At 70.8% G+C, this 22,697-nt stretch carries 19 protein-coding genes; 11 read left to right on the forward strand and 8 right to left on the reverse strand.

Annotated features, from left to right (window positions below; all coding sequences use genetic code 11):
* Positions 1-25 precede the first annotated feature (25 nt).
* Positions 26-1,591, forward strand: coding sequence for an APC family permease (locus EV279_RS14765; RefSeq protein ID WP_133545311.1), 1,566 nt, complete (start codon positions 26-28; stop codon positions 1,589-1,591).
* Positions 1,592-1,641: 50 nt separating this feature from the next.
* Here the strand turns inward: EV279_RS14765 and ald are convergent, their stop codons facing one another.
* Positions 1,642-2,757 (reverse strand): alanine dehydrogenase, encoded by a 1,116-nt coding sequence (gene ald, locus EV279_RS14770; protein ID WP_133545313.1) that lies wholly within the window; start codon positions 2,755-2,757, stop codon positions 1,642-1,644.
* A gap of 34 nt (positions 2,758-2,791) precedes the next feature.
* Positions 2,792-3,781: an asparaginase gene (locus EV279_RS14775; protein WP_133545315.1), complete on the reverse strand. Its 990-nt coding sequence runs from the start codon at positions 3,779-3,781 to the stop codon at positions 2,792-2,794.
* 54 nt (positions 3,782-3,835) lie between these two features.
* Here EV279_RS14775 and EV279_RS14780 point away from each other — a divergent pair, with 54 nt between their 5' ends.
* Positions 3,836-4,315 (forward strand): OsmC family protein, encoded by a 480-nt coding sequence (locus tag EV279_RS14780; protein WP_133545317.1) that lies wholly within the window; start codon positions 3,836-3,838, stop codon positions 4,313-4,315.
* Between the two features lie 87 nt (positions 4,316-4,402).
* Here EV279_RS14780 and EV279_RS14785 read toward each other — a convergent pair whose 3' ends face one another.
* Entirely contained in the window at positions 4,403-5,116 is a 714-nt protein-coding gene (locus tag EV279_RS14785; protein WP_243728647.1) for a lysophospholipid acyltransferase family protein, read from the reverse strand.
* Positions 5,117-5,290: 174 nt separating this feature from the next.
* Between EV279_RS14785 and EV279_RS14790 the strand changes: the two genes are divergently transcribed.
* Both EV279_RS14790 and dxr read left to right on the forward strand, forming a co-directional pair.
* Positions 5,291-6,250 (forward strand): FKBP-type peptidyl-prolyl cis-trans isomerase, encoded by a 960-nt coding sequence (locus EV279_RS14790; protein WP_133545321.1) that lies wholly within the window; start codon positions 5,291-5,293, stop codon positions 6,248-6,250.
* 81 nt (positions 6,251-6,331) lie between these two features.
* Positions 6,332-7,417, forward strand: coding sequence for a 1-deoxy-D-xylulose-5-phosphate reductoisomerase (gene dxr / locus EV279_RS14795; protein ID WP_133545323.1), 1,086 nt, complete (start codon positions 6,332-6,334; stop codon positions 7,415-7,417).
* A 10-nt stretch (positions 7,418-7,427) separates the two neighbouring features.
* Here dxr and EV279_RS14800 read toward each other — a convergent pair whose 3' ends face one another.
* The gene (locus EV279_RS14800) at positions 7,428-9,083 is read right to left on the reverse strand and encodes a UDP-N-acetylmuramoyl-L-alanyl-D-glutamate--2,6-diaminopimelate ligase (protein WP_208109575.1); all 1,656 of its coding nucleotides are present in this window, start codon (positions 9,081-9,083) and stop codon (positions 7,428-7,430) included.
* A gap of 86 nt (positions 9,084-9,169) precedes the next feature.
* Here EV279_RS14800 and EV279_RS14805 point away from each other — a divergent pair, with 86 nt between their 5' ends.
* The 3 genes from EV279_RS14805 (at position 9,170) to EV279_RS14815 (ending at position 12,239) form a co-directional block, all read left to right on the forward strand.
* Positions 9,170-10,465: a M50 family metallopeptidase gene (locus EV279_RS14805; protein ID WP_133545325.1), complete on the forward strand. Its 1,296-nt coding sequence runs from the start codon at positions 9,170-9,172 to the stop codon at positions 10,463-10,465.
* Positions 10,466-10,560: 95 nt separating this feature from the next.
* Entirely contained in the window at positions 10,561-10,929 is a 369-nt protein-coding gene (locus EV279_RS14810) for a YciI family protein (RefSeq protein ID WP_133545327.1), read from the forward strand.
* A gap of 167 nt (positions 10,930-11,096) precedes the next feature.
* Positions 11,097-12,239 carry a DUF6596 domain-containing protein gene (locus EV279_RS14815; RefSeq protein ID WP_243728635.1) on the forward strand — a complete coding sequence of 381 codons (1,143 nt, stop codon included), beginning with the start codon at positions 11,097-11,099 and terminating at the stop codon, positions 12,237-12,239.
* A 14-nt stretch (positions 12,240-12,253) separates the two neighbouring features.
* On the opposite strand, the gene EV279_RS14820 is transcribed toward EV279_RS14815, so the two are convergent.
* Positions 12,254-14,197 (reverse strand): chorismate-binding protein, encoded by a 1,944-nt coding sequence (locus tag EV279_RS14820; protein ID WP_133545331.1) that lies wholly within the window; start codon positions 14,195-14,197, stop codon positions 12,254-12,256.
* Positions 14,198-14,388: 191 nt separating this feature from the next.
* Entirely contained in the window at positions 14,389-14,547 is a 159-nt protein-coding gene (locus EV279_RS16875; RefSeq protein WP_166644541.1) for a hypothetical protein, read from the reverse strand.
* A 126-nt stretch (positions 14,548-14,673) separates the two neighbouring features.
* Here EV279_RS16875 and ispG point away from each other — a divergent pair, with 126 nt between their 5' ends.
* From ispG to EV279_RS14835, 3 genes are all read left to right on the forward strand, one after another.
* Complete coding sequence (gene ispG, locus EV279_RS14825; protein WP_208109576.1) at positions 14,674-15,825, forward strand: flavodoxin-dependent (E)-4-hydroxy-3-methylbut-2-enyl-diphosphate synthase; 1,152 nt, start codon at positions 14,674-14,676, stop codon at positions 15,823-15,825.
* A 121-nt stretch (positions 15,826-15,946) separates the two neighbouring features.
* A complete protein-coding gene (locus EV279_RS14830) occupies positions 15,947-16,555 on the forward strand; it encodes a hypothetical protein (RefSeq protein ID WP_133545333.1) in 609 nt (202 codons plus the stop codon).
* Positions 16,556-16,755: 200 nt separating this feature from the next.
* Positions 16,756-18,555, forward strand: coding sequence for a proline--tRNA ligase (locus EV279_RS14835; RefSeq protein ID WP_133545336.1), 1,800 nt, complete (start codon positions 16,756-16,758; stop codon positions 18,553-18,555).
* A 143-nt stretch (positions 18,556-18,698) separates the two neighbouring features.
* Here EV279_RS14835 and EV279_RS14840 read toward each other — a convergent pair whose 3' ends face one another.
* The gene (locus EV279_RS14840; protein WP_133545338.1) at positions 18,699-19,700 is read right to left on the reverse strand and encodes an ion transporter; all 1,002 of its coding nucleotides are present in this window, start codon (positions 19,698-19,700) and stop codon (positions 18,699-18,701) included.
* A 249-nt stretch (positions 19,701-19,949) separates the two neighbouring features.
* Between EV279_RS14840 and EV279_RS14845 the strand changes: the two genes are divergently transcribed.
* A complete protein-coding gene (locus tag EV279_RS14845) occupies positions 19,950-22,052 on the forward strand; it encodes a PhoX family phosphatase (protein ID WP_133545340.1) in 2,103 nt (700 codons plus the stop codon).
* Between the two features lie 67 nt (positions 22,053-22,119).
* Here the strand turns inward: EV279_RS14845 and EV279_RS14850 are convergent, their stop codons facing one another.
* Complete coding sequence (locus tag EV279_RS14850) at positions 22,120-22,632, reverse strand: pyridoxamine 5'-phosphate oxidase family protein (RefSeq protein ID WP_133545342.1); 513 nt, start codon at positions 22,630-22,632, stop codon at positions 22,120-22,122.
* Positions 22,633-22,697 lie beyond the last annotated feature (65 nt).

Genomic DNA, 22,697 nt, shown 5'->3' on the forward strand with positions numbered 1-22,697 from the left:
CGGACGGCGGCCCTACGTTTCCTCTGTGTCTACTACCCCGATCGACCTGAACCGGCCCGACGGCAAAGGTCTCAAGGCGGGGGCTCTCGGACTGTGGGGATCCACAGTCATCGGCCTCGCCTCGACCGCTCCCGTCTACTCCCTCGTCGCGACCCTCGGATTCGTCGTGCTCGCCGTCGGCGCGCAGGCGCCCATCGCGTTCATCATCGCGTTCGTCCCGATGCTGTTCATCGCGTTCGCCTACCGCGAGCTCAACAACAGGGTCCCCGACTGCGGCACCACCTTCACGTGGGGCACCAAGGCGTTCGGCCCCTGGGTCGGATGGCTGGGCGGCTGGGGGGTCGCGGTGGCGGGGACCATCGTCCTCGCCAACCTCGCGCAGATCGCCGGGATCTACTTCTGGGCGCTGATCGACGGCATCGTCCGCAGCTCCGACGACGCGCTCCTCGCCGAGAACGTGCCGCTCGTGACCGCCACCGGCGTGGTCTTCATCGCGGCCATGACGTGGGTCAGCTGGCGCGGTGTCGAGATCGGCGAGCGCATCCAGAACGTGCTCCTCGCGATCCAGTACCTCGCCCTCGCGATCTTCGTCATCGCGGCGCTCTGGCAGTTCTTCGCCGGCACGGCGCCGGATCCGACGCCCCTCGAGCTGTCGTGGTTCAACCCGTTCGCCTTCACCGACTGGTCGGGATTCATCGAGGCGATCCTGCTGGCGATCTTCATCTACTGGGGATGGGACACCTGCCTCGCCCTCAACGAGGAGACCAAGGACCCCAAGCGCATCCCTGGCCGCGCCGCGCTCCTCACGACCGTCATCCTGCTCGTCACCTACGTCGGCGTCACGGTCGCCGCGATGATGTACGCGGGACTCGGCGAGACGGGGACCGGGCTCGGCAACGAGGCCAATGCCGACGACTTCTTCCTCGCCATAAAGGACGGGCTCCTCGGTCCCGTGGGCTGGGTGCTGGTCGTGGCCGTCATGATCTCGGCCATCTCGTCGACCCAGACGACCATCCTGCCGACCGCCCGCGGCACGCTGGCGATGGCGGCGTACAAGGCGCTGCCGAGGCGGTTCGCCCGTGTCCACCCCGAGTACAAGACGCCCTCGTTCTCGACGCTCACGATGGGCGTCGTGGCCAGCGTCTACTACGTGGGGATGACGCTGATCAGCGACAACATCTTGCAGGACTCGATCCTGTCCCTGGGCCTGGCCATCGCCTTCTACTACGCGATCACGGGCTTCGCCTGCGTGTGGTTCTTCCGGAGCGAGCTGTTCACCTCGAGGAGGAACTTCTTCTACAAGTTCCTCTTCCCGCTCCTGGGCGCACTCATGCTGACATACGCGTTCATCCAGTCGGCGATCGACATGTACGACGTGGACTACGGCTACACCGTGCTCCTCGGCATCGGAGGCACGTTCGTCATGGGAATCGGCGCGCTGGCCGTCGGCGTGCTGCTGATGCTGCTGTGGTATGTCTTCCCGCGCTCGAAGCCCTTCTTCCGGGGCGAGAGCCTCAACCGCGACACCCCGGTGCTCGTGCCCGAGGATCCCGCCGACTACGCGCGTTCGATCGACGGCGGACTCGTCTAGCGGCCCGCTCCGGCGGTCCGGACTCGGACCGCCGGAGCGGGTACCGTCTCTCAGCGGAGCGCGTCGGCCAGCGGCGCGAGCTCGAGCCCGTGCGCCGTCGCCACCCCCTGGTTGACGACGGTGCCGCCGACGGTGTTGAGGCCCGCGGCCAGCGCCGCATCGCGCGCGAGCGCCTCCTTCCACCCCGACCGCACGATCTGCCTGATGTAGGGCAGCGTCGCGTTGGTCAGCGCCGAGGTCGACGTGTTCGGGACGGCCCCGGGCATGTTGGCGACGCAGTAGAACACGCTCCCGTGCACCGGGAACGTGGGGTCGGCGTGCGTCGTGGGATGAGTGTCCTCGAAGCACCCGCCCTGGTCGACGGCGATGTCGACGAGGACGCTCCCGGGCCGCATGCGGCGGACCATGTCGTTGGTGACGAGCTTGGGCGCCTTCGCTCCGGGGATGAGCACCGAGCCGATGACGAGGTCGGAGTCGGTCACGGCCCGGTCGAGGTCGAGCGGATTGGATGCCGCGGTCTTCACCCGCCCCTGGAAGTGGTCGTCGAGGTACCGCAGGCGCTGGACGTTCGTGTCGAAGACGGTCACGTCAGCGCCCATCCCGACCGCGATCACCGCGGCGTTCGCACCCGCCACGCCTCCGCCGATGACCGTCACCCGTGCGGGACGTGTTCCCGGCACCCCCGACATGAGCAGCCCCAGGCCGCCCGCCGAGCGCATCAGCGTCGCCGCGCCGACGGTGGGGGCGAGGCGTCCCGCGACCTCGCTCATCGGCGCCAGGAGCGGCAGGCCGCCGCCGGGAAGCTGGACCGTCTCGTATGCGATGGCCGTCACACCGTCCGAGATCAGGCGCTCCGTCAACGGCCGATCGGCGGCGAGATGCAAGTACGTGAACAGCACGAGGTCGTCGCGGAAATGGCCGTACTCACTCGCGATCGGCTCCTTCACCTTGAGGAGCAGCTCGGCCCGCGCCCAGACCTCGGCGGCGTCCTCGAGGAGGGTCGCGCCGGCGTCGGCGTACTCGGCGTCGGGCATGGACGAGCCCTCGCCCGCGCCGCGCTGTACGAAGACCTCATGCCCCGCGGCGACGAGGTCGTGCACGCCCGCCGGCGTCAGGGCGACGCGATACTCGTTGTTCTTGATCTCGGTAGGGACGGAGATCCTCATCGATCGTTCCTTTCCGCTCCTCGTGGGAGCCCTGCTAGAAAGCGGGGCGGATGGCCCCGACATCTCGGCCGCCGCCGGACACCGACAGCGGGAGTCTCGTCATCGTCTCGGCGACGTCGGCGGAGGCGAGGGCCCCGGCCCTCTCGAGCAGTCGCAGCGCGACGGCGGTGGCAGCCCGGCCGTTGCCGTCGAGGATCTTGAGGGCGACCGTGGCGCCGTTCGGGGCGACCATCACCATGACGCCTTCGGCGCCCGTCTTCGCGAACACACCGAGGTGCTCGATGGCGATCGTGTCGGGCCGCCCCGGTCCGTCGATGGCCCACGGATTCGCGCGTACCGCGCGCACGAGCGTGCCCGCCTGACGGTGCAGGGCGAAGGGGGAGGTCTGCGAGGCCGTTCCGATCCGGTGGACGGCCTTCGACAGGCCCATGAGACTCATCGCGTACACCGGGGCGCCGCATCCGTCGACCGCCGTCGTGCTCACCTTCTGGCCGACGAGCCGCTCGATGACGTCCCGGATGTGGACCTGAAGAGGATGCTCGGGGTCGAGGTACCCTCGGGGATCCCAGCCCGTCGTGGTGCACGTCAGCAGCATCGCCGCGTGCTTCCCGGAGCAGTTCATCCGGATGCGCGACGGCTCGGCATGATCGCGCACGAGCTCGTCCCGGGTCGCCTGGTCACCCGGCCATGCCGGCGGGCAGCCGAGGTCCTCTTCGCCGAGGCGGGCGGCGGAGAGGATGTCGCGGACGACGCCGACGTGCCGGTCGGTGCCGGAGTGGCTGGCCGCCGCGAGCACGAGCTGCTCGCCCTCGAGAGGAGCGCCCGCGGTCAGGCACGCGAGGGCCTGCAAGGGCTTCAGGCTCGAGCGCGGGAGGATCGGCGCCTCGACGTCGCCGAGGCGCTCGACGACGACCCCGTCGCTCGACAGGACGACCGCGGCACCCGAATGGCGGGACTCGACGAACCCGCTGCGCTCCACCACGGCGAGCTCCACGGCGTCGGTTGCGGCGAGTGTCTGCGGCACCCCGCCAGCCTACCGTCGGGCCGGGCGGCGCCCGCGTCATGCGAGACTGGCGCCATGTTCGGCGAGCATCGATACCGTCTGCGCTCCACCTGGACGGGCAACCGGGGGCACGGGACGACGGGCTACCGCGACTACGACCGATCGGCGACGATCGAGATCGACGGCAAGGACGCGCTGTCCGCGTCGGCGGACAAGCCCTTCCGCGGCGATCCGGCGAAGTGGAATCCGGAGGACATGCTCCTGGCCTCGCTGAGCCAGTGCCACCTTCTGTCGTACCTGCACGCGTGCGTCGAAGCGGGCGTGGTCGTGGTGTCGTACCGGGACGAGGCATCCGGTCTCATGGTCGAGGACGGGCACGGCGGCGCTCGTTTCACCCAGGTCACGCTGCGGCCGCACGTGACCGTCGCAGACGCGTCGATGACGGATGCCGCCCTGAAGGCCCACGAGAAGGCCAACGAATGGTGCTTCATCGCGAACTCGGTGAACTTCCCGGTGCTGCACAAGCCGAAGATCGAGGTCGCTCAGCGGACATGACCGCTGCCGCGCGGACACGACGGACACCACGGCCACCGCGCCGGTGATGCACGGCCGGCGCGCAGCGGATGCGGCGGCGCGACCGACTCAGCGCCGCTCGTGCGGAAGCACCTGCTTCAGGCGGTCGATGCCGTGGGCAGGCGCCTCGTTGTAGGCGTTCGCGAGCTCCTGACCCGACAGCGCGTGGATCGCGGACATGATCTCGTCCGTCGCGAGGCGCCGCGCGCGCCCCGACTCGGCCGTGCCGTGATGCGAGACGTCGATCGGCGCGCCGAACCGCACCGTGATCCGCTCGCTGAGCGACGGGCGCTTCGCGCCGACGGGCATGACTCTGTCGGTGCCGACGAGCCCCACCGGCACGACCGGGGCGCCGGTCTGCAGGGCGAGGAAGGCCACGCCGGTCCGGCCCTTGTAGAGCCGCCCGTCGAGCGAGCGCGTCCCCTCCGGGTACAGGGCGACCGCCTTGCCTTCTTCAAGGAGCCGGCGCTGCTGATCCAGAGCGTCGAGGGCGGCCTGACCGGCTCCGCGCTGCACCGGCACGGCGCCGATCGCCGTGAAGAACTCGCGCGACATCCAGCCGGAGATGCCCGCACCGTCGAAGTAGCTGGACTTGGCGAGGAAGTGAACGGGGCGGGGAGCGGCGACCGGGATGGCGATCGAGTCGATGAACGACAGGTGGTTGCTCGCGAAGATGACGGGCCCGTGCTTGGGGACGTTCGCCCTGCCCTCGACGTGCGGCCGGTAGATCAGACGTCCGAGGGGGGCGATGATGAACCGGCCGAGCGCGTACGTCGCCCCCATGCGGGTTTCGGGAGCCTCCGCGACGGTCGACTGCGCGGCTGACGGCTCCGGAAAAGTCACCCGTCGAGGGTACTCCCGGTCCCATTCCCGCTCGGGCATGACCGCCTCTCAGCGCGTTCCGATGAAAGTTAGGGAAGGATGGAGTCTCCGCTTCCCCTTTCTCAGAGGTCTTCTGTGCGCACTCGTTCGCTCGCTCTCCTGTCACTCGCCGCGATGTCGGCGCTCGTTCTCGCCGGCTGCACGAACGCGCCGTCGGAGTCGGAGTCGGAGTCGTCGCCGTCGGCGACCACGGCCGCCGATCTGTGCGGCGCGCAGGTGGATCCGGGCTCGGCGTCCGACTCCGTCACCGTCGACGGCGCCGCCGGCACGGAGGCGACCGCGACCTTCACTTCGCCCCTGGAGGTCTCCGAGCTCCAGGCGACCCAGATCGATGAGGGCACGGGTGACGCGCTCCAGTCCGGCGACCTCGTCCAGTTCGCGCTCTCGGCCTTCGACGCCTCGACCGGCGAGAAGCTGGGCGCCCAGGGCTACAACGACGACCTCCCGCCGCAGCAGATCTCGCCGGACAGCGTGCTGGGCCAGGTCGTCGGCTGCGCCAAGCCGGGCTCGCGCTACGTGGCCGCCTTCCCCGAGTCGACCGAGCAGGGCACGGGTGCGCAGGTCTACGTCATCGACGTCCTGGGAACGGTCCCGACCGCTGCGTGGGGCGAGCCGCAGCCGCCCGCGGAAGGGCTCCCGACCGTCGAGCTCGACGCCGACGGCGCTCCCACCGTCACCCTGCCCGGCGACGACATCCCCACCGAGTTCGAGAAGGCCACGCTCAAGAAGGGCGACGGCGCCGTCGTCGAGCCCGGCGACTCGGTCCTCGTGCAGTACCACGGCGTCTCGTGGAACACCGGCGAGGTCTTCGACGAGTCCTGGGGCAAGCAGCCCTTCACCTTCACCGTCGGGAACGGCGTCGTCCAGGGCTTCTCCGACGCTGTCACCGGAGAGACGGTCGGCTCGCAGGTGATCGCCGTGCTGCCCCCGTCCGTGGCTTACGGCGAGGGTGAGATCAACGACGCCGACCTCAAGGGTCAGACCCTCGTCTTCGTCGTCGACATCCTCGCGGCGGCCAAGACGCCCGCCCAGTAGCGCACCGCCGCGAAGAGCCCGCCCCCGCAGAGGAGGCGGGCTCTTCGCGTGTCGCTCGGGCGCGCCGTCTAGGCTGACGGGGTGCGGCGCGTCATCATCCTCGGCTCGACAGGGTCGATCGGCACTCAGGCCCTCGACGTGATCCGCGCGAATCCTCGCCGGTTCGAGGTCGTCGGACTGTCGGCGGGATCCAATCGTGCGCTCCTGGACGCCCAGGCGGAGGAGTTCGACGTCGACGACACGGCGCTCGGCGCGGACGACGCCGAGCGGCTGATCCGGGATGTCGAAGCCGACGTCGTGCTCAACGGCATCACGGGGTCGGTGGGCCTCGGTCCGACGCTCGCGGCGCTGGAGAGCGGCCGGACCCTCGCGCTGGCGAACAAGGAGTCGCTCATCGTCGGCGGCGACCTCGTCACGGCGCTCGCCGCACCGGGCCAGATCGTCCCCGTCGACTCGGAGCACTCCGCGATCGCCCAGGCGCTGCGCTCCGGCGCACCCGAGGAGGTCCGGCGACTCGTGCTGACCGCCTCGGGAGGACCCTTCCGCGGCCGCGGAAGGGAGTCGCTCGCCGAGGTGACGCCGGCCGAGGCGCTGGCCCATCCGACGTGGGACATGGGTCGCGTCGTCACGACGAACTCGGCGACGCTCGTCAACAAGGGTCTCGAGGTGATAGAGGCGCACCTTCTGTTCGACGTGCCCTACGACCGCATCGATGTCGTCGTCCATCCGCAGTCGATCGTCCACTCGATGGTCGAGTTCACGGACGGCTCGACGATCGCTCAGGCGTCGCCGCCCGACATGCGGCTGCCGATCTCGCTCGGGCTGGACTGGCCGAATCGCATCTCCGGAGTCGGGCGGCCGATCGACTGGAGCGCCCCGACGTCATGGACCTTCGAGCCCCTCGACGCCGAGGCGTTCCCGGCCGTGCGCCTGGCCAAGCAGGTCGGCCGTGCGGGCGGCACGTACCCCGCGGTCTTCAACGCCGCCAACGAGCAGGCCGTCGACGCGTTCCACGAGGGAGCGCTTCCCTTCCTGGGGATCGTCGAGACCGTCGAGCGGATCGTGGACGCGCACGAGGCGCCCGACGAGCTGACGCGCGAGTCGCTGGCCGCCGCCGAGGCGTGGGCGCGCCTGGCCGCGGACCGCGCGATCGCGGCGCGCGGCTGACCGGTATCGCTCAGTCGATCGGGCGGCTCGGATCCGAGAGCGGCGTGGAGTCGGCGGGGTAAGGCACGGGCCAGTGCGCGTCCGGCACCGGCCACCCCTGTGCCCGCAGCGCCCGGCGTGCGAGCTCCCGGGCGGAGTAAGGGGTGCGCTCTCCGCGGATGTCGCGGTAGTCCTGATGGCCGGGCCCCGCCCAGAGGATCGCGTCGCCGTCGCCGACGAGCCTCACGGCCTCGATGATCGCGCGCTCCGGCGGCGAGAACTCGAGGATCTCCGCATCCGGCCGTGCCCGGCGGGCGCCCTCGATGAGGGTCGCCCTGATCGAGTCCGGGTCTTCGAATCGCGGATGGTGGTCGGTGACGATGAGGATGTCGCTGCCCTCGACGGCCGTGCGGCCCATGTCGTGCCGCTTGGTCGCGTCGCGGTCGCCGTCGGCGCCGAAGAGCATGACGACCTTGCCCGGGGTCACGTGCCGGACGGCGGCGAGCGTCTTCTCGAACGCGTCGGGGGAGTGCCCGAAGTCCACGTACACGGCCGGTCCCCGGTCGCCCGACACCCGCTGCGTCCGGCCGGGGAGATAGGCCTCGATCGCGCCGCCGTCGAGCGTGGCGACGAGATCGTCCCACGCGTAGCCGCCTTCGAGGATCATGACGATCGCCAGCCCGGCGTTCGCGGCCATGTGCCGGCCGATGACGGGGACGACCGTCGTGAGCGAGCGGCCGTCCTTTCCGCGGAGCACGAACTCGGTGCCCGCCTGCCGCTCGGCGACGATCTCCACGGTCCAGTCGGCGGCGGCCGCGGCATCCGGATCCGCGGCGATCGCGGGCGTTCCGACGGTGACGTGGGGCACCTCGCACCGCTCGACCACCTCGAAGCCCGGCGTCGAGTCGAGCGAGATCACGGCTCGGCGGGCGCGGTCGGGGCGGAAGAGCGGGAGCTTCGCCTCGAAGTACTCCCGCATGTCGGCGTAGTCGTCGAGGTGGTCGTGGCTGAGGTTCGTGAAGCCCGCGACGTCGAAGACGATCCCGTCGACGCGGTGGCGGCTCAGCGCCTGCGCGCTCACCTCGACGGCGACGGCCTCCACGCCGCGCTCGCGCATGAGGGCGAGGAGCGCGTGGAATTCGGATGCCTCGGGCGTGGTGAGCCGCGACACGATGACCTCGCCGGCGATGTGCCGCTCGGCGGTCGAGGACAGTCCCGTCACGACGCCGAGCTGCTCCAGGATGCCGTCCAGGAGGTGGGAGACGCTGGTCTTGCCGTTCGTGCCCGTGGTGCCGAAGAGGATCGGTATGTCGTCGCCGGGACCGGTTGCGTACACCCACGCCGACAGATCGCCGAGGAGCGCGCGAGGGTCGTCGACGACCACGATCGGCAGTCCGGCTCCGGCGGCGAGGTCGGCCCCCTCGGCATCCGTCACGATCGCGACAGCGCCCTTCCGGGCGGCGACCGGCGCGAACTCCGCCCCGTGACGGTTGACGCCGCGGATCGCGACGAACGCCTCTCCGGGGCGCAGATCCGCTGTGGCGAGGGTAACGCCCGTGAGCTCCACGCCCGCGGCGTGGCCGCGGACCTCTCGTCCGAAGCGCTCGGCGAGCTGCTCCAGCGAGCGGGCGGGCGGGTTCTCGGGTCGGAGCACGGGCGGCAGATTCGAGGGGATGTCAGTCGGCATGGCGATTCAATCCTCTCATCGAGCACCGGGTCGGACCCATCGGCTTCCTCGGCCAACTCAAAGGCGCGCGCGAGTACCGTTGGCCTGTGACCGCCATCGCGTTCCTCATCGGGGTCGTCGTGCTCGTCGTCGGCCTCGCCGTGTCGATCGCCCTGCACGAGCTCGGCCATCTGCTGCCGGCGAAGAGATTCGGCGTGCGCGTGGGGCAGTACATGATCGGCTTCGGCCCGACGCTGTGGTCTCGCCGCCGCGGCGAGACGGAGTACGGCTTCAAGGCCATCCCGCTCGGCGGCTACATCTCGATGGCGGGGATGTACCCGCCCTCGCCGCGCGAGCGGGCAGGCAAGGCCGGACGCGCAGGAGGCGGCTTCTTCGCCACCATGGTGCAGGACGCCCGTACGGCGAACGACGAGACGCTGCACGGCCGCGACGATGACCGCGTCTTCTACAGGCTGCCCGTGTGGAAGCGCGTCGTCGTGATGCTCGGCGGCCCGGTGATGAATCTCCTGCTCGCGATCGTCCTCTTCACGATCGTCTTCAGCGGCATCGGCATCCAGACCGCGACGACCACCGTCGCGGGGCTGTCGGAGTGCGTGCCGGCGACGCTGGCCTCGGAGTGCACGTCGGAGGATCCGCCGGCGCCGTCGCAGGCAGCCGGGATCGAGCCGGGCGACGTGATCGTCTCCGTCGACGGCACGCCGGTCGAGACGTTCGCCGATGCCTCGGCGATCATCCGTCAGTCGCCCGGGGTGCCCGTCGCCCTGGTGGTCGAGCGAGACGGCGCGGAGGAGACCCTCACCGTGACGCCCGCGGCGATCACGCCGTCCGGCGACGACCCGGACGCCGAGCCTGAGACGATCGGATTCGTCGGCATCAGCCCCACCGTCGAGTACGTTCGACAGCCCGTCTGGGCGGGGGCCCAGGCGGCGGTCGAGAACGTGGGCGCCGTGGCCGGCATCATCTGGCAGCTCCCCGTCAAGATCATCGACGCCGGCGTCTCGCTCGTCACCGGGGAGGAGCGCGACCCGAACGGTCCTCTCAGCGTCGTCGGCGCGGGGATCCTCGCCGGTGAGGTGGCGGCCGTCGATGCGCCCATCCTCAATCGTGTGTCGGCGATGCTGGGCCTCCTCGCCTCTCTCAACATCGCCCTCTTCGTCTTCAACCTCATCCCGCTGCTCCCGCTCGACGGCGGGCACATCGTGGTCGCGCTCTGGGACGGCCTGAAGCGTCTGTGGGCCCGGATCTTCCGGCTTCCGCCGCCGCAGCCGGTCGACGCGACCAAGCTCGTTCCGGTGACGTTCGTCGTGGTGATAGCCCTCATCGTGATGGGCGGCATCCTGATCCTCGCCGACATCTTCAACCCGCTGTCGATCATCCGATGACCGCCGGGTGAGATCTGTTCCGGTCGCGTGTCGAAATCGGGCTTGTCCGTTCGCTGATGAGGTGAAACGGTTCCCCTGACGAAAGGACCACGACCGTGAAGTACGTCATCATGTTCACTTCGACGCCCGAGCTCGACGCCGCCGTGCCCCCGGAGCGGGCGCAGGAGGTGTACGCCCGGGTCTACGAATGGTTCGGCCAGAACGCCGCCAAGATCGCCGACGGCGGTGCCGAGCTTCAGCCGGCGAGCACCGCGACGACCGTCGCGCATGGCACGGAGGGCCCGGTCGTCGCCGACGGGCCGTTCTCGGAGGCGAAGGAGGTCATCGGCGGATTCAGCGTGCTCGACGTCGACGACCTCGACGAGGCGATCGCGATCGCCCGCACCTGGCCCATGCTCGAGCTGCCCGGGACGTCGGTCGAGATCCGGCCGATGGTGACCGACTACAGCCAGTTCGAGCAGTGACCGACCGGGCCCCTGCGCCCCCTCCGCCCGACGCCGGCGCGTCGCGCGGAGCCTCCGGGCGTGGGGGCCCGCCCGCGTACCCCGGCGATCCCGCCCGCGGGGACGCGGCACCCGCGTCTTCGGACGCAGCCCTCGCGCGCGTCGTGCGCGAGGAGTCCGGCCGCATCGTGGCGGCGCTGACGGCCTCGCTCGGGAGCCTCGATCTCGCCGAGGAGTCCGTGGCCGAGGCCGTCGAGGAGGCGCTGCGGGAGTGGCGGGGACGCGGCATCCCTCCCCGTCCCGGCGCATGGCTCACGCAGGCCGCCCGGCACAACGCACTGGACCGCATGCGCCGCGAGAAGCGCTACCGCGAGAAGCTCGCGGTGCTCGCCGAGCGCCCCGTCGCTTCCGGCGACGGAGAGGTCGACGAGCGCCTGCCGCTGCTGTTCGGATGCTGTCACCCCGCGCTCTCGTCCGAGGCTCAGCTCGCGCTCACGCTGCGGGCGGTCTGCGGGCTCACAACCGCGCAGATCGCACGCGCGACGCTGACCGCCGAGACCACGGTCGGGCAGCGGATCGTCCGGGCCAAGCGCAAGATCGGGGCCGCCGGCATCCCGATCCGGATCCCGGAGGGGCCCGAGCGGGCGGAGCGGCTCGACATCGTGCTGACGATCGTCTCGGTCATGTACGCCGAGGCGCATCTCGTCGCGGGGCGAGACGCGTCGGCCGACCGCGACGTGGCGGACGACGCGCTCTGGCTCGCGGGCGTGGTCGCCGCGGCGCTTCCGCGCGAGGCGGAGGCGCACGGACTGCGCGCGCTCCTGCTCTTCCACCGGGCCCGGGAGGGAGCGCGGGCGGTGGACGGCGAGCTCGTGCTCCTCGGCGACCAGGATCGGGCGAGGTGGGATCCGTCACTCCTGACGCAGGCCCGGACGGCCCTCGAGCGCGCCGCGATGCTCCGGCGTCCGGGACGCTGGCAGCTGCACGCCGCGATCGCCGGGTGTCACGCGGATGCCGCGACCTCCGCCGACACCGACTGGCTGCAGGTCCTGACGCTCTACGACATGCTGCTGCGCTACGACCGGTCACCGCTCGTGCGGCTGAACCGCGCTGTCGCCCTGGCCGAGATCGAGGGACCCGCGGCGGCGCTCGTCGAGGTCGACGCGCTGGAGCCCGCCCTCGCCGGCTACCACCTGTGGCACGCCGTCCGTGCCCACCTGCTGCGCGCACTCGGCCGGGATGCGGAGGCCACCGCGGCGGACCTCCGCGCGCTGGAGCTCACCGCGAATCAGGCCGAGCGCCGGCTCCTCTCCGCCCGGCTGGCCGGCTGACCCGCCGAGCCGGGTCAGGCCCCGACGGGCGTGAGCGCGTGGGCGACCAGCCGCTCCAGCGTCGTCATGCCGTCGCGGGAGAGGATCGACTCGAGGTGGCCCTGCACCGACGCGAAGCCCGGCCCCCGCAGGGCGTAGACGTCGCCGGTCTCGGGGTCCGCCGACACCTCGACCCCGGCGACCGGGTCGGCGCCGGGCGCGAGGCGCGCCGTGAAGGTGTTGTAGAAGCCGATCGAGGCGGGCTCGCCGAAGACGTCCACCGTCTTCTGCAGCCCCTGATGCGGGCGGGCGAGCGGCACGAGGTCGAAGCCGAGCGAGTCCGCCAGGATCTGGTGGCTGAGGCACACGGTCAGAAGGGGCCGGCCCGATGCGCGGCGCCGCGCGACCACATCGCGCATGCGACGGATGCGGGGGCTCGACGTGTCGCGCGGATCACCCGGTCCCGGGCCGCACACGACGAGCTCGGCGTCGTCCACCTCATCGTCGGTCACGGCGCTCCACGGCACGATCCGCACCTCGAGGCCGAGGTGGCGCAGCTGGTGGGCGAGCATCGTCGTGAAGCGGTCTTCGACGTCGACCACGACGGCGGACCGCCCCGCGAACGGGCCCTCATCCGCTGCATCCTGCGGATTCAGCCAGAATGCGGCCAGCCGCGCGTTGCGGGACTGCAGCAGCGCGGAGATCTCCGGGTCGTCGGCGAGGCGGACGGGCTCGGCAGCCGGAGCGTCTTCGTCGATCTCGTCGACGGCGACGGGCGCCGGGGTGTCGCGTGCGATCGCGCCGATCGCGCCGAGCACGCCCGCGGCCTTGCCGTGCGTCTCGCCCACCTCGCCGTACGGGTCGGAGTGGCGCACGAGGGTCGCTCCCACCGGCACGCGCAGGCGGCCCTCGACGAGGTACGCGGTGCGGATGAGGATCGGCGCGTCGAGGTCGTGCGTCGGCTCACCGGTTCCCGCAGGCGTTCCCGCGGTGGACGGGCGGCGCGGCGTGAACAGTGCCGCGACGCCGGAGTAGTAGCCGCGCGGGGTGCGCTCGTGCCGGGTGATCACGGTGCACGCGTTCTGCATCGGCGATCCCGTCACCGTGGGCGCGAACATCGTCTCGCGGAGGATGTCGCGCGGGTCGAGGCGGCTCCGGCCGCGCAGGACGTACTCGGTGTGGGTGAGGCGCGACATCTCCTTGAGGTGCGGACCGGTGATGCGGCCACCGTCCGAGCAGACCGCGCTCATCATCTTCAGCTCCTCGTCGACGACCATGAAGAGCTCCTCGGTCTCCTTCGTCGACTCGAGGAACTCGCTCAGCGTCTCCGCCGTCGCCCCGCCCTCGGGGTGACGGAAGGTGCCGGAGATGGGATTCATGGTGACCACGCCGTCCCTCGCGCTGACGTGCGCCTCGGGGCTCGCCCCGACGGCGATGTGGCCGGGGGTCACGATGGCGAACGTCCAGTAGGCGCCGCGCTCGTACTCGAGCAGGGCCCGGAACCACGTGAGCGCGGCCGTGCGCGCCTCCGCATCGACCGTCGCGGTGAAGTCGCGGCGGATGACGAAGTTCGCGCCCTCGCCGCGTCCGATCTCGTCGGCGATGACGCGACGCACGATGTCGGCGTACTCCTCGTCGGCGATGTCGAAGCCCGCGTCCTGAAGGGGCACGGGGGCGGCGGGAAGCGCACCGAGGGCCTCGTCGCGCGCGTACGACTCGTGCGCCCCGACGATCAGGCAGCGCAGGGGCGCTCCGTCGTCGTGGCATTCGAAGCCGCGCTCGACGACCTGGCGGAACGGCACGAGCGCGAGGACCTCCCGGGGGTCGCCGTCGGGGCTCGAGAGCGGGATGTCGGCAAGCCGCTCCACGTCGACGACGTCTCCGGTCAGCAGCTCGACGGTCGATCCGTCGCGTGCGATGAGCGCGAACGAGTCCGCCGCGGCGAGCGCGGCGGTCAAGAGGGAGGGGCTAGCTGTCATCGCCGGCCTTTCATCGGGACGGGCGGTCGCTCACACAAGAAAGACCGCCCTCGGGGCGGTCTGTGGTCTGGGAACGCGAACACACCGCCGTCAGGGGGCGGGCCACCAGAAGGTGAGGTTCGCGGACATGCCGTCACGATAGCAGAGGGCAGGCGCCGCCTCGTCCGGCCGCTGCCGAGGCATCCGGTTCCTCAGACGCCGTTGCGCTCGAGGACGGCCGCCTGATGCCGGAAGCCGACCGTCTCGTAGCCGACGACGATGACGAACGGCGAGGCGGCCACGAGCAGGAGCGAGGTGCCGATCGAGACGCCGGCGGCCGCCGCGACGACGCTGAGGACCAGCACCGCCACCGCCCCGTCATCCGTCCCAGACGATGGCTCAGGCTCATGCCGGGCAAGATACCAGCGCCGCGCGGGCGCCGCGTCGCGGCATCCGCTCCCAGCCTCGCGCCATGTGCGCGGCGTAGGCTGTCAGCCGTGCCTGCTGTCAACATCGGGATGCCGAAAGTCCCCGAAGTCCTCGCCCCCCGACGCAAGAGCCGCCAGATCCGGGTCGGCAAGGTGCTGGTCGGCGGCGACGCCCCGGTCAGCGTCCAGTCGATGACCACGACGCCCACGACGAACATCAACGCGACGCTCCAGCAGATCGCCGAGCTGACCGCGTCAGGGTGCGAGATCGTGCGCGTGGCCGTGCCGTCTCAGGACGACGCCGATGTGCTCCACATCATCGCGAAGAAGAGTCAGATCCCGGTGATCGCCGACATCCACTTCCAGCCGAAGTACGTCTTCCAGGCGATCGACGCCGGGTGCGGCGCGGTGCGGGTGAACCCCGGCAACATCCGCAAATTCGACGACCAGGTGGGCGCGATCGCGAAGGCGGCGAAGGATGCCGGCGTGTCGCTGCGCATCGGCGTCAACGCGGGATCCCTCGATCCGCGGCTGCTGGAGAAGTACGGCAAGGCCACGCCCGAGGCGCTCGTCGAGAGCGCGGTGTGGGAGGCCTCCCTGTTCGAGGAGCACGACTTCCACGACTTCAAGATCTCGGTGAAGCACAACGACCCCATCGTCATGGTGAAGGCGTACCGCCTGCTCGCCGAGCGCGGCGACTGGCCGCTCCACCTCGGCGTCACCGAGGCAGGCCCCGCCTTCCAGGGCACGATCAAGTCGGCGACCGCCTTCGGCATCCTGCTCGCAGAGGGCATCGGCGACACGATCCGCGTGTCGCTGTCCGCGCCCCCGGCCGAAGAGGTCAAGGTCGGCCACCAGATCCTGCAGTCGCTCAACCTGCGCGAGCGCAAGCTCGAGATCGTCTCGTGCCCGTCCTGCGGCCGCGCCCAGGTCGACGTGTATTCACTGGCCGACAACGTCACCGAGGGGCTCAAGGACATGACCGTGCCGCTGCGGGTGGCCGTCATGGGGTGCGTCGTCAACGGCCCGGGCGAGGCACGCGAGGCCGACCTCGGCGTCGCGTCCGGCAACGGCAAGGGGCAGATCTTCGTCAAGGGCCAGGTCATCAAGACCGTCCCCGAGGCCGAGATCGTCGCGACGCTCATCGAGGAGGCGAACCGGATCGCCGCGGAGATGGGCCCGGACGCCCCGCTCGGCACCGCACAGGTCGTCACCGCCTGAGCCCGCAATCCTGGCGGGATCGCGGGCCGCAGGAGTAGCATCCCTGCACAGCGCTTCCGCCCGAGGGCGCTGTCGGCGGCTCGGTGTCGCGCCGCACGTGGGGACGGGCCAGGAGACACCGATGTCCCGTCGACGCACGCGCACGACCGTCGCCCTCACCGCAGCGCTTGTCGCGGCCGCTCTGACGACGGGCGCCGGGATCGCGTCCGCCTCGCCGTCCGCGGGTTCCGCCGGTGTCGTCGCGGGTGCGGCGGGGACGGCGATCGAGCGGGCACCGGAGGTCCGCGCCCCGAAGCCGAAGGCGACCGACATGCCCGAGAGCGCGGCCCCGGCGGTGCCGGGCCGCGGCTGGTGGAAGCACGTCTATGCGGGCCGCGGCAAGCCGAGAGTGGATGCCGCGACAGCGCAGGGTTACCTGGACACCGTGGCGTCGCGATCGTCCGTGTTCCCCGAGCATACGGACGCATCCACTCCGGCGTCCGCCCACGCGGTGCTGTCGCCGAAGGGCCGCGACGTGCGCGGGCGCGCCACGGCCGCTCTGCTGGTCGCCTGGCTGCAGTGGGCCGGCGGTGCGGTGGCGGAGGACGCCCTCGTGCCGCTGAAGTCGGGCGAGTTGCCGCTCTCGGAGCTGCTGTCGCGGGCAGAGGAGGTCGTGCTCGACCCCAGCGCCACTCCGGCCCAGCTCCGGGCGGTCACCCGCGACCTCGCGCGCGTCCGCCACGCGACCTGATCTCGAAGCCGGGCCGCGACGCGCCGTGCCCAGCTTGCCGCGCCCGCGCTCATCAGATCGCGGGGAGTCCCCCGCGAGGACTCGCTCCGCTCGTCGGCGGCTGCGCCGCGCCCCCGCTCATCAGATCGCGGGGAGTCCCCCGCGAGGACTCGCTCCGCTCGTCGGCGGCTGCACCGCGCCCCCACCTAGACTTGTCGCTCGTGGTCACCCGTCTGTCGAAGTTCTTCCTCCGCACGCTCCGTGAAGACCCCGCCGACGCCGAGGTCACCAGCCACAGGCTGCTCGTGCGCGCCGGCTACATCCGCCGTGCCGCGCCCGGCATCTTCACGTGGCTCCCGCTGGGGCTCCGCGTCAAGGCGAAGATCGAGGCCGTCATCCGCGACGAGATGACCCGGGCGGGCGCCTTCGAGGTGCACTTCCCGGCGCTCCTGCCGCGCGAGCCTTACGAGGCGTCCGGCCGCTGGACGTCGTACGGCGACGGCATCTTCCGCCTCCAGGACCGTAAGAACGCCGACTATCTGCTCGCGCCCACGCATGAGGAGATGTTCACGCTGCTCGTGAAGGACCTGTGCTCGTCGTACAAGGACCTGCCGCTGACGATCTACCAGATCCAGGACAAGTACCGCGACGAGGCGCGCCCCCGCGCGGGGCTCCTGCGCGGGCGCGAGTTCACGATGAAGGACGCGTACTCGTTCGACTACACCGACGAGGGTCAGGATGCCTCGTACCAGTCGCAGCGCGACGCCTACGAGCGCATCTTCCAGCGCCTCGGCCTCGAGTACGTCATCGTCGCCGCCGACAACGGCCTCATGGGCGGCGCGCGCAGCGAGGAGTTCCTGCATCCGACGCCGGTCGGCGAGGACACCTTCGTGCGCTCGGACGGAGGGTACGCGGCGAACGTCGAGGCCTACGTCACGACCCCCCCGGAGGCGATCCCGCTCGACGGGCTTCCCGCGCCGGTCATCTTCGACTCGCCGAACACGCCGACGATCCAGACGCTCGTCGATCACGCGAACGCGCACCTCGATCCGCCCGCGCCCGGGATCGCGGGCCCCGCGACCGAAGGCCTCACGCAGTGGTCGGCAGCGCACACGCTCAAGAACGTCGTGCTGGCCCTCACGCACCTCGACGGCACGCGCGAGCTCGTGATCGTCGGCGTCCCGGGCGACCGCGACGTCGACGACAAGCGGGTCGAGGTCGCCTTCGCGCCGGCGGCCGTCGAGCCGGCCACGGAGCAGGACTTCGAGGACAACCCGCTCCTCGTCAAGGGCTACATCGGCCCGTGGTCCGAGACGGGTCCGATCCTCGGCGAGGAGTCGGCGACGGGCATCCGGTTCCTGCTCGACCCGCGGGTCGTCGACGGCACCGCGTGGGTGACCGGCGCGAACATCGACCAGAAGCACGTCCACTCGCTCGTCGCTGGCCGCGACTTCACCGGAGACGGATTCGTCGAGGTCGCCACGGTCCGCGAGGGCGACCCGGCGCCGGACGGCTCCGGTCCCGTGCACCTCGCGCGCGGCATGGAGATCGGGCACGTCTTCCAGCTCGGCCGCTTCTTCGCCGAGACGCTGGGCCTGCAGGTGCTGGATGAGAACGGCAAGCTCGTCACCGTCACGATGGGGTCGTACGGCATTGGCGTGACCCGGATCCTCGCGATCATCGCCGAGCTCAACAACGACGACAGGGGCCTGATCTGGCCGGCGCCGGTCGCGCCGTTCGACGTGCATGTCGTGGCGACCGGGAAGGACGCCGTGGCGTTCGACCTCGCCGAGTCGGTCTCGGCGCAGCTCGAGGCATCCGGCCTGGACGTCCTCTACGACGACCGGGCGAAGGTGTCGCCCGGCGTGAAGTTCGCCGACGCGGAGCTCGTCGGGGTGCCGCGGATCCTGATCGTCGGACGAGGCGCGGCCGAGGGTCAGGTCGAGCTGTGGGACCGGCGCACGGGAGACCGCGGGGTCGTCGCCGCCGCGGACGCCGTCGCCCGCCTGACCGCCGGCTGAGCGCAGCCCCCGCCGCGCGGCCACCGCTCGGGGGAGGAGAACCGACGCGCGGAGGACGGATGCTGTCTCCCGGCCCTCCCCTGGTCCGTTCTCCTCCGCTCGTGCCGAGCGGGGGAGGAGCGACGGGCTCGCGCCCCGTGGCGTCAGTCCTCGGACGTCGCGGCGCGTGGCGATGCCGAGCCGATGAGGGCGCGCAGCTCGGCGTTGATCCGCTCGGACTCCTCGAGGAGGAGCAGGAGCTGAGCCGTCGAGGCGAGTGCGAACGACGGCGCCGCGTCGACGGCGCGTCCGGCATCGACCGAGCCCGCCGTCCCGCCCGCGGCCGATGCCGCGCCCGCCGTGACCGCGCCCGACACGGAGCCCGCCGCGAGGCCCGTCGCCGTGTGCTCGGCGGTCACGGGTGGGAGGGCCGGAGCCGCCGTGGCAGCCGCGGCCGCAGCATCCTTCTCCCCTTCGTCGTGTTCCTCCGCCTCCGCCCCGCGGCTCGGGCCGAGGAAGACGTTCGCCAGGTATCCCGTGAACGTACCGAAGATGCCGACGCCGACGACGATGATGAGCGTGCCGATGAGACGCCCTGCATTGGTCACGGGGTACTGGTCGCCGTAGCCGACGGTCGAGATCGTCACGAGCGTGTACCAGAGCGCGTCCGAGGCCGACGTGATGTTCGCGCCGTCGGCATCCTCCTCGATGAAGAGGATCGCGATGCTGCCGAACTCCAGCACGAGGATGCCCATCAGCAGCAGCGTCATGAGCGCGCTGTTGGCGCGGTCATGGATGACCGTGTTCCACAGGTTGCGCGGGCCGACGCCGCGCATCAGCCGGACGACGCGCCAGAGCCGGAAGACGCGCAGCACCTTCAGCTGCGGGAACCACAGGCTCGCCAGCAGGTCCGCCCATCCGAAGCCGCGGAAGAAGTAGTGGCTCGCCGACGGTGCCGTCGCCATCCGGTAGATGAAGTCCCCGAGGAAGATCACGCTGAAGAGCGCGTTCATGACCCAGAGGATGAGCTGCAGGGCCTCGCTGCCGTGCATGACGGCCATCAGCACCAGGTTGGCGATCGAGAGCACCGACAGGGCTCCGATGAAGATCTCGTACGAGATGTTCTTCAGTTCGGACCGCTCCGAACGCGCGCGTGATCTGGCCATCTCCGCTCCTCGGGCTCGCGGCCGCCGGGAGCGGCCGACGCCCCATTGTGGTCACGCGCACGGCCTCGTCACAGCGCGGCTCACGCAGTGCGGGTGACGTGTGGGCCGCGCAGCTGCGCACTCGCGCCGCCGTCCCCCGTACGACGGCGCGTCCCCATCCCGTCACCGTCCGTTCATCTGCCGGCACGCCGCGCTTCTCGTCCGCTCGGACAGGCTTGATGCGTCCGCCCCAAAGAGTGAGGATGCTCCATGACCGTCGTCGACGACTCCCGCCGATCGCTTCCCATGGCCGACCACGCGCGCGGCAAGCGCTCCGCTGTGACCTGTCAGTTCAAGTGCGCGAACGCGTGCACGAAGCCGGAGTGCAACACCTCGTCGAACGAGACCTTCCAGCAGGTGGCTGCGCGGGCGCTGTCGCGACGAGCCGTGCTGGGTCTCGGGGCTGCGGGCGCGCTCGCGCTCACGTTCGCCGGGAACGCGTCAGGGGCGCCGGGTGCGGCCGCGCTCGACCTGGACGCGTTCGGGCCCGGTCTGCCGGACCTGCCCCCCAAGGGACTGTCCAAGCTGCCGTACCAGGCGATCGCGCCCGTGCCGGCCAACGTCGACCAGTTCGTCGTACCGAGCGGCTATCGCTGGGCTCCGATCATCCGGTGGGGCGACCCGCTCTTCACCGAGAGTCCGGTCTTCGACATCGGCGCGCAGAGCGCCGAGGCACAGGCATTGCAGTTCGGCTACAACAGCGACTACCTCGACATCATCCCCGACAAGTCGCTCACGACCGGCGTGCTGGTCAACAACCATGAGTACGTGAACCTCAACATCATGTTCCCGACGTCGCCCGCGCCGGACGCTGCCGAAATCCGGCGCCGCGGCGACATCGCGAAGATGGCGCAGGGTCTGTCGGTCGTGGAGCTTGAACGGGGCAGGTACGGCGACCCGTGGGAGTACGTCGTCGATGGAAGGCGGAACCGGCGGATCACGGTCGAGACGGTCTTCGAGCTGACCGGCCCCGCGGCGGGGACCGATCTGGTCAGGACGGCCGACGACCCGGAAGGCCGCTGGGTCCGTGGCACGCTCGGGAACTGCGCGGGCGGAACGACGCCGTGGGGCACCATCCTGTCCGGCGAGGAGAACTTCGACGGGTACTTCGCCTGGGCGGCCGACACGCCGGCGCAGCGCCGGTACAGCGCGACGTCCACGAACTCGACCTCGACGGGGTGGGAGACCTACGACCCCAGGTTCAACGCGCACGACCCGGCCTTCGTGAACGAGCCGAACCGCTTCGGCTACATCGTCGAGATCGATCCGTACGACCCGACGTCGACGCCGAAGAAGCACACGGCGATGGGGCGCTTCAAGCACGAGGGCGCCAACGTCCACCTCGCGAAGGACGGGCGGGTCGTGGCGTACATGGGCGACGACGAGCGCAACGACTACCTGTACAAGTTCGTCTCCAAGCACAAGATCTCGAAGTCACGGAAGAAGAACCTGACGCTCCTCTCCGAAGGAGACCTCTACGTCGCGAAGTTCTCCGGCGACTCCCCGGCACCCGAGATCGACGGCACGGGCGAGCTCCCCGCCGACGGGGCCTTCGACGGCAGCGGGATCTGGATCCCGCTGACGAAGAACGGCAAGAGCGTCGTTCCGGGCTTCACCACCGCGCAGGTCCTCGTCTACACCCGCCTCGCGGCGGATGCGGTCGGCCCGACGAAGATGGACCGTCCCGAGGACGTGCAGCCCAATCCCTGGACGGGCAAGGTCTACGCCGCGCTCACGAACAACTCCACGCGCGGCACCGCGTACCCCGTCGACGAGGCGAACCCGATCAGCCGGGATCCCGGGACGCTCGCCGTGACCGGCAACCGCTACGGCCACGTCATCGAGATCACCGAGACCTCGGGCCACGCGGGCACGACCTTCGGGTGGAGCATCCTCCTTCTGTGCGGCGACCCGAAGGTGTTCCAGAGCACCTACTTCGCCGGGTTCCCCGCTGACAAGGTCTCGCCGATCTCCTGTCCCGACAATCTCGCCTTCGACGCGGCCGGAAACCTGTGGGTCGCGACGGACGGCGCGCCCAGCACCATCGGCTACAACGACGGCCTGTTCAAGATCCCGCTCGAAGGGTCCGACCGGGGGTTCGTGCAGCAGTTCCTCTCGGTTCCGCGCGACGCCGAGACGTGCGGCCCGGTGATCCACGACTGGGAGGGCAAGGTCTTCGTGGCCGTCCAGCATCCGGGCGAGCGCGGATCCTTTGAGCAGCCGACGTCGCGCTTCCCCGACTACGGCTCGAGCGCGCCGGGTGACACGTCCGATGCCCCGCGCCCCTCGGTCGTGCAGGTCTTCCGAGGCTGAACGTGACGGTGCGGGGCGTCCGACCGAACGCCCCGCACCGTGAGAGGCGGGCTGACCGACCCTGCCGTCAGATCGCGGTTCCGCCCGTGAGGCGGCCGTGGGCCATCGTGTCGTCGGGGGTGTCGCGGGTGACGAGGGACTTCACCATCTTCGCGGCCATGACGATCTTCCCCTGCGCCGGCTCCCAGAACTCCGCGGTCACGGGCGTCACGCACAGCAGCGCGATGTCGGGGGTGTCGAGGCCGTCCTCGAACCAGATGTCCAGCGACGGGGTGTAGAGCTCCTTCATCTTGGCCTCGTCGTACACGACGCGTGCCGTGCCGGCGACCGAGACGAACCGCATCCCCTTGGCGTCGACGTACGACAGGGAGACGTCGTGGTCCGCCTGGACTTCGTCGACCTTCTTCGAATGATCGGATGTGAAGAACCAGATGTCGCCGTCGTCGTCCATCTGGCGTGTGCTCATCGGCCGTCCGACGAGGTTGCCCCCCGCGTCGACCGTCGTGAGCATCGTGAAGTCGATGTCCTCCACGAGCTCCTTGATGCGGCCGGCGGCTTCCGTTCCCGTGACTTCGCTCATGCATCGAGGCTTCCTGATCGGGGGATGCCGCGACAGGGCTTGACAGGTCCCTTCGGGCTGCGACG

It is taken from the genome of Microbacterium sp. BK668, assembly GCF_004362195.1.
Taxonomy (GTDB): Bacteria; Actinomycetota; Actinomycetes; order Actinomycetales; family Microbacteriaceae; genus Microbacterium.

Coding starts and splice junctions, on each gene's coding strand:
- ald (WP_133545313.1), bottom strand. CDS start 2,757: ATGAGGATCTCCGTCCCTACCGAGATCAAGAACAACGAGTATCGCGTC.
- EV279_RS14780 (WP_133545317.1), top strand. CDS start 3,836: ATGTTCGGCGAGCATCGATACCGTCTGCGCTCCACCTGGACGGGCAAC.
- EV279_RS14785 (WP_243728647.1), bottom strand. CDS start 5,116: ATGGGGGCGACGTACGCGCTCGGCCGGTTCATCATCGCCCCCCTCGGA.
- EV279_RS14800 (WP_208109575.1), bottom strand. CDS start 9,083: ATGCCGACTGACATCCCCTCGAATCTGCCGCCCGTGCTCCGACCCGAG.
- EV279_RS14820 (WP_133545331.1), bottom strand. CDS start 14,197: ATGACAGCTAGCCCCTCCCTCTTGACCGCCGCGCTCGCCGCGGCGGAC.
- EV279_RS14830 (WP_133545333.1), top strand. CDS start 15,947: ATGTCCCGTCGACGCACGCGCACGACCGTCGCCCTCACCGCAGCGCTT.
- EV279_RS14840 (WP_133545338.1), bottom strand. CDS start 19,700: ATGGCCAGATCACGCGCGCGTTCGGAGCGGTCCGAACTGAAGAACATC.
- EV279_RS14845 (WP_133545340.1), top strand. CDS start 19,950: ATGACCGTCGTCGACGACTCCCGCCGATCGCTTCCCATGGCCGACCAC.
- EV279_RS14850 (WP_133545342.1), bottom strand. CDS start 22,632: ATGAGCGAAGTCACGGGAACGGAAGCCGCCGGCCGCATCAAGGAGCTC.